This window comes from Ornithinibacillus salinisoli (assembly GCF_042684965.1).
Classification (GTDB): domain Bacteria; phylum Bacillota; class Bacilli; order Bacillales; family Amphibacillaceae; genus Ornithinibacillus; species Ornithinibacillus salinisoli.
This window is the reverse complement of sequence record NZ_JBHUMI010000017.1, coordinates 279,482-292,390: the sequence shown is the minus strand read 5'-3', so window position 1 is coordinate 292,390 and position 12,909 is coordinate 279,482. Positions and strand designations below refer to the sequence as shown.

15 protein-coding genes and 1 other RNA gene are annotated in these 12,909 nt (G+C 35.0%); 2 read left to right on the top strand and 14 right to left on the bottom strand.

The annotated features are described in order from the left end of the window. Positions 1-3: 3 nt before the first annotated feature. A complete protein-coding gene (locus tag ACFSTA_RS15415; RefSeq protein ID WP_377557685.1) occupies positions 4-534 on the bottom strand; it encodes a GNAT family N-acetyltransferase in 531 nt (176 codons plus the stop codon). Positions 535-808: 274 nt separating this feature from the next. Between ACFSTA_RS15415 and ACFSTA_RS15410 the strand changes: the two genes are divergently transcribed. Continuing rightward, positions 809-1,291, top strand: coding sequence for a DUF2798 domain-containing protein (locus tag ACFSTA_RS15410; RefSeq protein WP_377557684.1), 483 nt, complete (start codon positions 809-811; stop codon positions 1,289-1,291). Between the two features lie 160 nt (positions 1,292-1,451). Here ACFSTA_RS15410 and ACFSTA_RS15405 read toward each other — a convergent pair whose 3' ends face one another. The 6 genes from ACFSTA_RS15405 to ACFSTA_RS15380 form a co-directional block, all read right to left on the bottom strand. Further along, complete coding sequence (locus tag ACFSTA_RS15405) at positions 1,452-1,634, bottom strand: PspC domain-containing protein (protein ID WP_377557683.1); 183 nt, start codon at positions 1,632-1,634, stop codon at positions 1,452-1,454. Positions 1,635-1,811: 177 nt separating this feature from the next. Next, positions 1,812-2,009, bottom strand: a complete 198-nt coding sequence (locus ACFSTA_RS15400; protein ID WP_377557682.1) for a hypothetical protein — start codon at positions 2,007-2,009, stop codon at positions 1,812-1,814. Positions 2,010-2,116: 107 nt separating this feature from the next. Continuing rightward, positions 2,117-2,632 (bottom strand): DUF6141 family protein, encoded by a 516-nt coding sequence (locus tag ACFSTA_RS15395; protein WP_377557681.1) that lies wholly within the window; start codon positions 2,630-2,632, stop codon positions 2,117-2,119. 355 nt (positions 2,633-2,987) lie between these two features. After that, on the bottom strand, positions 2,988-3,350 hold the full coding sequence (locus ACFSTA_RS15390; protein ID WP_377557680.1) for a hypothetical protein: 363 nt from the start codon (positions 3,348-3,350) through the stop codon (positions 2,988-2,990). Positions 3,351-3,475: 125 nt separating this feature from the next. Next, positions 3,476-4,345 (bottom strand): permease prefix domain 1-containing protein, encoded by an 870-nt coding sequence (locus ACFSTA_RS15385; protein WP_377557679.1) that lies wholly within the window; start codon positions 4,343-4,345, stop codon positions 3,476-3,478. Continuing rightward, the gene (locus ACFSTA_RS15380) at positions 4,338-4,670 is read right to left on the bottom strand and encodes a PadR family transcriptional regulator (protein WP_377557678.1); all 333 of its coding nucleotides are present in this window, start codon (positions 4,668-4,670) and stop codon (positions 4,338-4,340) included. Before ACFSTA_RS15380 ends, ACFSTA_RS15385 begins: the two co-directional genes overlap by 8 nt. A gap of 284 nt (positions 4,671-4,954) precedes the next feature. Here ACFSTA_RS15380 and ACFSTA_RS15375 point away from each other — a divergent pair, with 284 nt between their 5' ends. Next, positions 4,955-5,461: a DUF1648 domain-containing protein gene (locus tag ACFSTA_RS15375; protein WP_377557677.1), complete on the top strand. Its 507-nt coding sequence runs from the start codon at positions 4,955-4,957 to the stop codon at positions 5,459-5,461. Positions 5,462-6,008: 547 nt separating this feature from the next. On the opposite strand, the gene ACFSTA_RS15370 is transcribed toward ACFSTA_RS15375, so the two are convergent. From ACFSTA_RS15370 to rnr, 7 genes are all read right to left on the bottom strand, one after another. Further along, positions 6,009-6,320 carry a hypothetical protein gene (locus ACFSTA_RS15370; protein WP_377557675.1) on the bottom strand — a complete coding sequence of 104 codons (312 nt, stop codon included), beginning with the start codon at positions 6,318-6,320 and terminating at the stop codon, positions 6,009-6,011. 15 nt (positions 6,321-6,335) lie between these two features. Next, entirely contained in the window at positions 6,336-6,539 is a 204-nt protein-coding gene (locus ACFSTA_RS15365; RefSeq protein WP_377557674.1) for a hypothetical protein, read from the bottom strand. A gap of 191 nt (positions 6,540-6,730) precedes the next feature. Then, positions 6,731-7,092, bottom strand: a transfer-messenger RNA (tmRNA) gene (gene ssrA / locus ACFSTA_RS15360). Positions 7,093-7,221: 129 nt separating this feature from the next. Continuing rightward, a complete protein-coding gene (locus tag ACFSTA_RS15355) occupies positions 7,222-8,886 on the bottom strand; it encodes a M20/M25/M40 family metallo-hydrolase (RefSeq protein ID WP_377557673.1) in 1,665 nt (554 codons plus the stop codon). Positions 8,887-8,965: 79 nt separating this feature from the next. Next, positions 8,966-9,433, bottom strand: a complete 468-nt coding sequence (gene smpB / locus ACFSTA_RS15350) for an SsrA-binding protein SmpB (RefSeq protein WP_377557671.1) — start codon at positions 9,431-9,433, stop codon at positions 8,966-8,968. Between the two features lie 214 nt (positions 9,434-9,647). Beyond that, on the bottom strand, positions 9,648-10,451 hold the full coding sequence (gene zupT / locus ACFSTA_RS15345) for a zinc transporter ZupT (RefSeq protein WP_377557670.1): 804 nt from the start codon (positions 10,449-10,451) through the stop codon (positions 9,648-9,650). A gap of 194 nt (positions 10,452-10,645) precedes the next feature. After that, positions 10,646-12,871, bottom strand: coding sequence for a ribonuclease R (gene rnr, locus ACFSTA_RS15340; RefSeq protein ID WP_377557668.1), 2,226 nt, complete (start codon positions 12,869-12,871; stop codon positions 10,646-10,648). Positions 12,872-12,909 lie beyond the last annotated feature (38 nt).

Sequence of the window (12,909 nt, the reverse complement as noted above, 5' to 3'; positions counted from 1 at the left end):
GGACTAATCCTTACAGATAGAGTACCTAATATGATTATTGGTATTATTTTTAAGCATATCTTTATTAATAAGACCTATTTTTTCAGCAACTCTCCTAGAACCCTTATTCAAATGATGAATATCAGCCACTAACTCTTTTATTTTAAGGATATCAAAAGCATAACGTAAAATTTCATTTGCAGCTTCAGTTGCATAACCCTTTCCCCAATATTTACGTCTTAACCTCCACCCAACCTCTATTTCAGGTCCAACCATATTAATAGGAATTAACATTATCCATCCAATGAAATCTTTATTCTCCCCCTTTTTTTCTATAGTCCAGTATCCCATTCCTTTTGGGTATTCAGTTATAATTCTTTCTTTAACAAATTTCCTATGCTCTTCTTCGTTAGTTGAAGACCCGACTACAAGGTTTGCTATCTCAGGGATATATTTTACAACCTCCGGATCACGATCCATTTCAATACATGACTCAATGTCTTCCAAAGTTCGTTCTCGTAAGATTAGTCTATTTGTTTCAAAAGTTTTCAACATCTCGATATCTTCCACCATAAAAAGAAATTGTCATTATCACGAAACCATAATGGAAATGTATTCTCTTACTCCTTTTTTCACTCTATCACCCTATAGTTGAAGCAAACTTCTTACAGACTCAGATAATATCAACGAGGCTATGCATTTCAATTAGTCAAGCGAATTACGTCAAAACTTAAACTAACTTAAGGTGAAATTCACAAAAATGTCACTTATGTAAAAAGATCTAGGGATATATAATTACCTTTATGCTCTAAAGAAAGGGAGTTTTTATTTGCCTAGTAATAAAAAAGAAGGTATTATATTTGGAATTTTTATGTGTTTTGGAATGGTACTTATTATGACAGTTTACAACACAGCTTTACACGGATTTTCATCGTTTACAGTAGGAAGTATAGTGATTCAATTTACCATAACATTTATCGTCGCTTTTATCGCAGAGTCATTAGTTGAACCGAAAGCTCGTAAATTTGCATTATCACTATCTTATGATAAATCGAAAGAAATCAACTTTATTGTGGCGATTGCTTTTTGTATGGTACCTATAATGGTTCTTATTATGTCAGTATACGGACTTATTTTAACGGCTTTAATGACAGGAATTGAAGGTTCAATTTTCTCAGCATACCTTAAAACAGTTGGTCTAAATTTTATCGTGGCGCTTCCATCGCAGTTACTAATTGTTGGACCAATCTCACGTTGGCTACTAACAAAATACATTAAACCATCTACACAAATGCCAAAATTAAACGTGTAATAACTAGCAAGCTACTTTTGGTAGCTTGTTGGTTTATAGAACTTCCAAAATAGTTTTCAATGTCTTGTTTCAGGTTAGCATTATTGACAAAAGTTGGCGATCGGTTTATGAATCTTTAACTTTTAAGCCAGTTAATGAAAATTGGTAACAAAGTTGTTCTTTACAATGATGGAGGACTATCAGGAAGTGTCACTGCAAGGATTAAATAAATTATCAAATTAACAGGTAGAAAAATAAAAGTAAGTCTTACGCCTAACGAGGAAATACCAAAATATTCGGCAATCCCTCCGCATACTCCAGTTAAAGCCTTATCGGTTGATGATTTTTTTAGTTTTCTATTCATTGCAATCCCCCCAAACTATTATTAAAAAGTAACATACTCTACTAAAGTTCTACGTATTTTTAATCAAAATGTTTCATTTATAATCAATACAACATTTTTGTACTAATCTGCTTCATTAGCGAAAATCAACTACTCCTTTTGAACAATCACACCCTATTGTTAATTATCAATATACAATCACTCATTTCCTTTATTTACATTATGTAGTTTATTAACTTCTATAATCAAACAAACCAATAAACCCGAAAGCACTCCGAAATAGGTAGCAATAACTGCAGTACTATCTGGTGCGCCTAAAGCACTTCCTATAATTAGACTACTTATAAAACCAAGTAATCCACCCGCAACAATTCCTACTATTATTCTAATTCCCATGTAGACTCTCTCTCCCTTAAAACTTTTTAATAATCCAAGAGATCCATAGAATAAAGATCCCTAATGTACTTCTTTAACTCTTGCCCCCAGTTATTGGAGAATAATTTTCATTGTGTTCTTTGTACTAATTCCAATGCTTTTTTTAATTCATCAGGTTTTCGAGTGCCAACTACCACTGTATTATTTCTCAACCTTAACTCTATACCTTTCTTTCCATTGATGTTATAAACCATTTCCCCTTTAAAATTTATTCGTGTTCCCCAACCTCCAAAACGTTTTAGCGGGCTGTAAGTGATACTTTCATAATGACGGATATCTTTAAAGAGATACTGTTTATATTTAAAATGAAAAGGTACAAAACGTATATAAAGCCCATCATTGAGAACTTCGATTATAAGCTTTGATAATCCTAGCATAAATACTGGGAAAACAATTCCAAAAATCGCCCAAAAAATAATTGTGACCACATCTGGGGCAGGTTTATTCCCAACTGGAACACCATTAATAATCTGCTGAATGAACCAGTACCACATGAAAGTAGCTGGTAATAAAATCAACACCCACCACAAAATTTGTCGTGGTCGTTGTGTTTCTCGATACACTACATTAGTGTGTTTTTCCACTTAATCCCCTCTCCTTTATTCAACAATTCTGCACTGCTAGGTAAATAATTATTTCAATAATAACATAATATTACGAAAGTTTATGTTATTTGTAATTGAAAAAGGAGACCATGGTAATCACCTTGTTTAACTATTGTGATAATTCAATAACGCAAGTGTTACATTCCTCCGTAGCCGATTCTACCTAGAGGACCATTTTCTTGTATTTATCTGTTTCGATTTTTCTTTCTTCTTCTTTTTCTTATTCTGTCTTTTCTTGTTACGGATCATGAAATTTTTTTCTGTTTTCGATTATCCTGAAAAATCATCCAAACAATAAATAAAACTTAAAACATACCCTATATAAATCTCTACTTTATTTTTTCACAAAAGAACGAACAAACATTGTCCCTGCTAAAACTGATAAAATCATATTTGTTTCAGGCAATAAGAAGATGTTAGGGTACAAATCCTGTGATATTCCATACCATTTCACCCAATAGATGTTTGGTATAAATATAATAACTGACAATACAACTGTTGGTATAAGGAGTTTCCAATTAAGTTTAACCCTTCTCTCGATAAGTTCTACTAAGCCTTTCCATTCCATCAATATACCAAATAGAAATGCCCACAATGTCATCATTATTTGGAGTTTAAGTACATCCTCTGACGCTCTTTGCCAAGATATTTGAAGGTCAAAGTAATTCCCAACCATAAAAGAAAGTAAGATGATCATTCCTATAATAACTGCTGAAATTCCTAATATTTTTTTTATAATACTAACCCCCCTATAATTTAATTACGAATTGCAAAGCAACGATCACGATTACAATAAAGGAAAATAACTCTTTTTAAGTCGATTCAATTTTCCTCCTTCCTTGATTTCGCAACTAATCGATTGATCTTTTCTTTCCATTGAATGAATTGTTGATTGGAGATAACTTGCTGTAAAAAGGCATACAAAAGAATAACATTCATCGATATTACAGACCACTCAGCACTCGATTGAAATCTAGCAATAACTAAAGCAATTAAAAGCATCGCCCAGTAATGAAATGTAACATTACACATTCGCTTCCAAACAGAAACATAATTGTTTCCACTGACCAATTGAGCTAACAAAATGATGTACCAGAACATATGTAGCGTAGGGAATTCATAGAGTCCGTTTAATCCTGCTAAACGATTCCAATCTAAGCTGAAGATTTCACTGAGGTAAAGCTCTAATGTTAATGGCGAGCCATACATTTGAGCTAGAAATTGCAAGAATATGACGTAAATAGGGATGAATCCAATGATGGAAAACATCCAATAGGTTTGTTTTTTTATAATAAATCTATGGATAAAATAAGCGACTACTAAAGCTTGGATTGGTGCAACAATAAAATATGGTTGAAAGTATGCTCCAATTAGTATCCCTGGTCCGATAATACTTGCAACTATGCAGATAATTCCGATGAGTACCTCTTTAAATAGATGGTTTTTCATGGAGCTTGGGTATGTCTGATTTACTTCTTCCTGCAACATTTTAACTGGACCAAATTGGTCAATCACAGCTTCAATTGCTTCTTTTTCATCTACATTGTCCCTGCGAAGTGAACTATAATGATCATATAGATGCTGCTTCCATTCTTCCTCTAGTTCTTTCTTTTCTATTTCGTCTAGGCGTAATTCTTTAGTGATTTTCTTAATATAGCTATCAAACTCTTTAATCGATACTTGTTTAGACATTTACATTACCCACAATTCGATGCATGACTTTTTGAAACAGACCCCACTCCTGCTTTTGATCAGATAGTGACTTTTTTCCTGCAGTGGTAATTCGGTAATATTTCCGGCGCGGACCATCACTTGATTTTTGCCAATAGCTCTCTACCAAACCAGCTAACTCGAGTCGCTTTAAAGCTGGATATAACGTTCCTTCCTTATAACTCAAATACCCTTCACTTACCTGGTGAACTTTCTCGGTGATTTCATAGCCGTACATTTCTTTTTCCGAAAGTAACGATAACAGAATAATACTCGTACTTCCTTTTAACAATTCAGTTTTTCTCATTTGGTGCACTCTCTCCTTCTACATCGTATTACTACTTACTGTATATCGTATCACGACATAGTGGGTAATTCAACGATTTTAAAAAAATCAGGTACAACTGTCTGATTTTAGATACCTGCTTCGTTCTTAATAAAAAATTAGTGAAAAAATGAAAAATTTGAATCCATTTTTCCCGCCAATCGTATGAAGAATAGCTGTTGTTTTGAGTAATTATATTTGTTTATAAGGAACAATTGAAAAATCATTTTAGGAAGTATTTTGGGAAAAGTAAGGAGCTGAAGGAGATGTCAAATTCTTGGAAACGACCTAAGATAAAAATACCAAAAACAATGAGTGAGTGGATCTGGGATATTATTGGTTATTCATTCTATTTAGGCTCATTGATCTTTTTAATCTACGTTTGGAATGGGCTTCCTGATGAAGTTCCAGCACATTACAACGCTTTGGGTGAAGTTGATCGTTGGGGTTCAAAAATGGAACTTCTTATTTTGCCGATAGTAGGTGCATTTATTGCAGTTTTAATGCAATTGTTAGAAAAATTTCCAGAATCACATAATTATCCAGAGCGATTAAATAAAGAGAATGCTAAGGCGTTTTATTTACTAAGCCGAAAAATGCTCAATAAATTAAAAAATATATGTCTAATCATCTTTTCTTTAATCTTATTTGAATCTGTTTCTATTGCTTTAGGCTGGGGAAATGGATTGGGAATATGGTTTCTACCATTAGCAATACTGAGTGCGTTTATTCCTATTGCATTAGGAATAATTAAGCAAAAAAAAATTAGATAATGAACCATATTAAAAAAATAGAACTCTTTAATACTTGTCCGAGGTGTTCCGAAAAGTGGGTTGAACACTGTAATAAAACATCCAATACAGTTACACTGTGTTCTATCTTCTATGTTCACGCACTGAGCTTCATGTGTTCTGGCATCATCATCGTTGTCCATTTGATGGATCCCTCTCTCATACATTGTTTCCACCTCAACAAGAACAATCGTTCTTATTATATCATTTCTTACCTTTACAGTCATGAAAAATCATAATATGTCAAATGCTTAATTGAAATTAATAAGTTTGTATCCTTCTTTTGGGCCCATAACGCCTTTAAATAAAACGGGGAAAAACTAAGTTAACTCGGAAACCTATATGAGTATATGATTTACTCCTTAATCGAGCAAAAGTTTTCTCAGAAAACTACTCAATTAAGGAGTGGATATATGCATGTAGAATAAATCAAATAAGGCTGGCATGAGATCCGTTACAGTGTCGAATTTATGCCAGCCAACAAGCTTTTTTTTATATTTTTGATATCACTTCAGATTTCTAATCATGTTTATTTTCGAACTGTTGCAAAACTAATAAAGTAAATCATTAAACCTATGAAGAACAAGAAGCTAATCAGAAAAAAATGATTAATTTCTAATGCTGTACACAAGCAACATAGTAAAAATATACCGAGTAATAATGGGATGTGAGCCGCTTTCTCAGCTTTGATTAACGTAGCAATACCACCTATAACAACGAGCCCCATAAAAAAAAGAATAAATATAAATAACGGACCCCATTGAAAATTTAGTAATGATATTAATAAAAATGTACATACTACAATACTAATCCATAATACGCTAATCGTTATTCGTCTCACTTAATCTCTCTCTCCTTAATATCTATTTTTTAGTGCATTATAACCATTAACTAATTCATTAAAATGGTATACCCACATAGATAGTGCGTATGCGTTAGCTGCAAATGCTACTGGACCTGCAACATTTTTCAAAAGAATTTTTGCTGTTTTCCAAGAAAATAATGTTCCTATAGTCAGTCCGTCGCCGGAAACAACCTCAATAATCCATTTTCTCCTCAATCGTATCCTTCAAAATAATCCCTAACAACTGCCTATGAAGTCAAGTATTTACAGTAATTTCTATCCAAGCACAGAAAAAGAAGCCGTGCTCCAAATGGAAGACGACTTCTAAATAGCTGAAATTTATCAATTTAAAGTAAAAATGTTACCACCAAAATCAAAACAGTGTTATACCAACGTTTGATATGTATTGGTGGAGACGGTGGGAATCGAACCCACGTCCAGAGATATCGTCACTCAGGCTTCTACACGTGTAGTTGGTATATTGTCATTCACTAGTCCCTAGGCCTACCAACAGGCTTCGAGGCAGCTAGTCTGATTCATTTCAACGCTCATCCTCAGACGGCGGATGACCGTATAGCCCACTAAAGTTGAGACCCTACAATCTGCCACATGGGCAATAACAGGTAGGATCCTTTAACAGTGCTTACGCAGCTGCTAAAGAGTAATTGTTTTCTTTGCCAGTTATATTTAGGCGAGTAACGTTTTACGAGTCGTAACCTCGACGCGCAACCTAAGCTCGATCTACCCCTGTCGAATCCGTAACGCCCCCATAAAAGAGTAACGCTTGGGATAATCTCGAGCACTATTATATTCAGTTAATGTCTTTTCCCAAGACAATTATCATTATAACACATGGACATTTAAAATCAAGGTCATCGGTGTGGTAGCTTATGCCAAATTAATCTTTGTGAAGTACGTTCTGGATAACTTTATTCGTCAAGTTTGGTACAACTTCTAGAGAATACGTCATTTCCATGCGTTCTAATTTTTTATGGGCATCAACACCATAAGGTCCAATATTAATCACAGGCACATTTAAATCACGTATGTCTTGATAATTCACGAAAAACTTTGATCCCCAACTTGGGTTGTTATCTGCAACCGGTGCAAGATCTTTATCGTCATCACTAAGTGCTAGAAAGCTCATATCCGAAATATAAGGATAAAAATTCTTTATTACAATCGGGTGTTCATAATTAGGCTGTATATCCTCCACTGCTTTTTCTAATGCTTTTATTAGCACTTGTTCATCCTTAGTTTTTCCTGTAATTTCGATACGAGGTGAATACAAGGACGAATAAAAGAGGATTATAGTAGGATTTTTATCCTCCATCCATTTCCATGCTTCTTCCACAACTCGTGCTGCATACATTCGGATATCTAACGTATCAACGTGTAATAAATCCTTTTTAAAATTATCCATATGAACGGTATACGTGTCACCATGAGCTTTTATCAGCATGTCATCCATTTCTTCATATGTTATTACCCTTGGCTTCCATGAAATTGGCTGGAAACGTTGACCACTTATGCTACAAAATTCTTTGTAACGATTTTCAAATGTTTGTAATGCATGTTGAAAAGCAGTTTCAGCTTGTTTTCTCAACAACTCTAATACATCCTTTGGTGACCAAGAGTGTATAAAGAAGTTATAATAAGAAAAAACAGATAGAGCTGTTTGCACATCATAAGCTGGCTTCAAGTCCATTTGTTTTAAGGCAACGGGAGGTACTGTAACCTCTCCATATGCTTCATTACAAAGAGCTGCATTATAGCTAAGCTGCTTCGTTAATTCCGATGCAACAAAATTTGGATCTAGCCCTTCAAAAGCTGCCCCAACATGTGTTTCTGCTCCAGTGATGAAGAAGGATGGTAGTAATTTCCCAACGGTCCCTTTATATACGTAGCGATTCTGATCTCCTTCATAGCGTGGCGCCACAAAATCGGCATTGATTGCTGCAACATATTCAAATTGATGTTCTTTTTTCCATTTTTTCAATGTTGTTAATGCGGACAAAATACCGTTTGAACTGTCCTCTTCATCACATTCCGCCACAAGTACGATATTCCCCTCTAACTCCTCAGGATGTTCCGCATAATATTTTATTAAATATAAATGACTGGAAAGTCCACTTTTCATATCTAGTGCACCTCTACCAAATAACCATTCACCAGAATGTAAATGATCCCTAGCAGTTTGTGGAATATCTTCCTCTTTTAAAATTTCCATCCATTCGTCAGGCTGAAACGCATATAAGTGAAGTTGGTTAAAATCATCAACACCAACTGTATCGGTGTGCCCCATTAAAATCACCGTACGATTACTCGGCTTCTTCGTCCCTTTTACAAAAGCTAGAACGTTGTAACGATCATAATAATCATCCGTCGTTTGTTCGAGCACTAAATGCTGCGGATTGTTAGCAAAATAAGGGTAGGATGCTAATAATGTATATAAAGAATGTGCAATAACCATTTCACCTTCTGTATTAACGATACTATTAATTCCAACAAGCTGTTTTGTTAAAGCAAGTACCTCTTCTCTACTATCTAAAAAATCACTCATAAAACAACCTCCCATACTAAAGTTACTTATATGAAAATCCACCAGGAAAAGAGAACTTTTACTGATGGATTATTTATTATTACCGCATTTGATCTTTTATTGCACGATCAATATCTCGTTTCATTTGCTTTTTCTTTAAGTCTTCACGTTTATCGAACTTTTTCTTCCCTTTTCCAAGTCCAATTAACACTTTGGCATAACCGTTTTTAATATATATTTTTAATGGAACAAGAGCGTATCCTTGCTGCTGTGTAAGTCCAATTAAATTATCAATCTGTTTTCGGTGTAGTAATAATTTTCGAGAACGAGTAGGATCATGGTTAAATCGGTTCCCTTGTTCGTATTCGGATATATGCAAATTAACTAATTGCACTTCTCCTCGTCGATCAATACGCGCATGGGAATCCTTCAGGTTAACGCGACCTGCGCGAAGTGATTTTATTTCCGTTCCTTTTAAAACGATTCCCGCTTCAAATGTATCCTCTATAAAATAATCATGAGACGCTTTTTTATTCTGCGCAATGACTTTTCCCTGTCCTTTTGGCATACAACTTCCTCCTACATCTTCCGTGACCTTCATTTTACCAAATATCTCGGTTTATTCCAATTAGAAATATCCCGGTATGGTCAAGTGTAGATCGATTCTGCTGCTGTTCGATATTCCCGCTCTTGTGTCACATGATCCACCATCAGTAACTTATCCAAAAAAAGCCGCACCCTACCATGACGGTAAGCTACAGCTCTTTCATTACCGAGATCAACTACATTAACAATAATAAACTAACTGCCATAACTGCCATCCCACTAATTAACCCGTAAATAGATAGATGTGCTTCATCATACTTTTTAGCAGCTGGTAGTAATTCATCTAAGGATATAAATACCATAATCCCAGCTACTGCTGCAAATATGACACCAAACATAGTTTCTGTTAAAAATGGCATTAAAAGTAAAAATGCCACAACCGCACCGACTGGCTCAGCTAATCCAGATAGGAAAGATAGCTTAAATGCTTTTTTCTTGTTTCCCGTTGCATAATAAATTGGAACAGATACTGCTATTCCTTCTGGGATGTTGTGAATCGCTATGGCAATAGCTATCGCTAATCCCACTGTTGGATCCTGGATTGTTGATACAAATGTTGCGATACCCTCAGGGAAATTATGAATCCCAATTGCTAAGGCAGTAAAAACTCCCATTTTTAATAAGTCCGGATCCTTCGTACCATTTTTTTTCATATCTTCTACTTTCTTCGGTTCATGTGGGTTTGAGCTTTTCGGTACAAAGCGATCGATTAATGCAATTAGTAGCATCCCTGCAAAAAAAGAACCGACTGTTAACCAGTTACCACCTGGTTCTCCTAGTTCACTTACGAGCGAATCTTGTGCCTTAAAAAATATTTCAACCATAGATACATAAATCATAACACCAGCAGAAAAGCCTAAAGAAAAGGACAGGAATCGTGTATTTGTAGTTTTAGCGAAAAATGCCAGCAAACTTCCGATGCCAGTAGCTAGACCAGCAAATAAAGTAAACAAAAATGCTAAAATAATTTCATGTGACATTTTTTCATACTCCTTTTTGTTGTACTTGTTAATTAGTTTTTACCTAAGGAAACTTTTTTAGGTTAGGTATATTTTATTCTATCCATCTCAAAAATGCAACCTTAATTAATTGAAAATAATTAAAAAATAAAAAAGACTAACCCTGTATGTGTAAAATACAGAATTAGTCTATGCAAATTTCTTAGGATATGAGCCTAATTTTTCTTTTTCGCTTTAATTTTTTTGCTAGGCTTCTTTTTGGCTTTTTTATCATTTTTATCTTTTTTCGCATTTATACCACCAGATACGCCCCCACTAACCATTTCAAAGTCAATGGCATGTTCATCCATATTCACAGAAGTTACCTTTACTTTTACTTCCTGACCTATGCGATAAACCTTGCCAGTTCGTTCACCTATCATGGCATAGTGTTGTTCATCGAAGTGATAATAATCATCGGTTAAATAACTTACATGAACTAAACCTTCAATTGTATTCTCTAACTCAACAAATAACCCGAAACTTGTAACAGAACTAATGACTCCCGTATATTCTTCACCAATACGTTCTTGCATATATTCTGCTTTTTTCAAATCATCCGTATCTCGCTCGGCATCAACAGCTGTTCGCTCTTTCTCTGACGTATGCCTTGCGATTTCTGGTAATTTATCCTTCCAACTGCCAACTGTTTTCTTATCCATCGTCTTTTCAATTAAATACGTGCGTATTAAACGATGAACGATTAGATCCGGATATCGGCGAATTGGCGAAGTAAAATGGGTGTAAAATTCGGTTGCCAAACCAAAATGGCCGATACCCTGTGGATCATATTTAGCTTGCTTCATGGAACGAAGCATTAGTTTAGAGATAATCATTTCTTCCGGCTTTCCTGCTGTCGATTCGAGTACTTTTTGCAAGGCTTGCGGATGTATTTCATTCGAGGTTCCTTTTACACGATAACCTAATCCTGCTAGAAACTCGAAAAAGTGCTGCAATTTTCCTTCATCTGGATCTTCATGAATCCGGTGAATGAATGGGACATCCATCCAATGAAAATGTTCCGCAACTGTCTCATTTGCAGCCAGCATAAATTCTTCAATTAGTTTTTCGGCCACCGAACGTTCCCGAATAACAACATCCTCCGCTTTTCCATCTTTATCAACAATGACTTGTGCTTCTTTAAAATCAAAATCAATTGCTCCACGGCCAAACCGCTTTCCTCTTAAAATCTCAGCAAGTTTCTCCATATCTTCGAACATCGGTACTAACGATTGATATCTTTCACGTACTGATTCATCTTTATCCACTAAAATTTGATTAACATCTTTGTACGTCATTCTTTCTGTCGTTTTAATCACGCTTTGAAAAATCTCATGATTAACAACATTACCAGTAGAGTCAATCTCCATTTCACATCCAAGTGTAAGTCTGTCCACTTGTGGATTTAATGAGCAGATCCCATTGGATAAGCGATGAGGAATCATTGGTATAACACGGTCAACTAAGTATACACTTGTTCCACGTTCAAACGCTTCCTTATCTATCGGTGAATCTTCTTTAACGTAATAGCTAACATCTGCAATGTAGACGCCTAACTTATAATTACCGTTGTCTAGTTTCTTCACAGTAACTGCATCATCTAAGTCTTTTGCATCCGCTCCATCAATCGTAACAATTACTTCATCTCGAAGGTCTCGTCTATTCGCTATTTCTTCCTCCCGAATGGAATCTGGGGTTTGTGTTGCCTGCTCCAATACTTCATCAGGAAAATCTATTTTTATACCGTGTTTATAAATAATGGAAATAATATCTATGCCTGGGTCATTTTTATGGCCAAGAATTTCCGTTATCTCACCCTCAGCACTCATTCGTCCCTCAGGGTATTTCGTTATCTTAGCAAGGACCTTATGTCCACTTACCGCTCCATTATTTTGACTTTTAGGGATAAAAATATCATTCGGAATTCGTTTATCATCAGCAATAACAAAACCAAAAGATTTATTATCTTCATATGTTCCAACGACTTCGGATACGGCGCGTTCTATTATTCGAATCACAGTACCTTCTGGACGATTCCCATCAGCATTACTTTTTTCAATACGTACAAGAACTCGATCATTATTCATTGCTGACGCTAAATCTGAATGATGGATATATACATCAGTTTGATCCTCATCCTCAGGAATTAAGAAAGCGAATCCTTTTGCATGCATCTGAATTTTACCTCGGATTAAATTCATTTTCTCTGGTAAGCCAAAGCGATTCTTCCGCGTACGTACTAATTCACCTTGAAGCTCTAATTCATTTAACGCTTTTACCATTTCTTTAAAATCTACTGCATCTTCAATTTCTAATTCTTCTTCTAATTCATGAACTGCTAAGGGTTTTCTATCATAATTATGAAAATACTCCCTAATTTGATTGATCATTTCATTACTCATTTATTACACCTTCTTTCTTCTATCTATTATTGTTGACA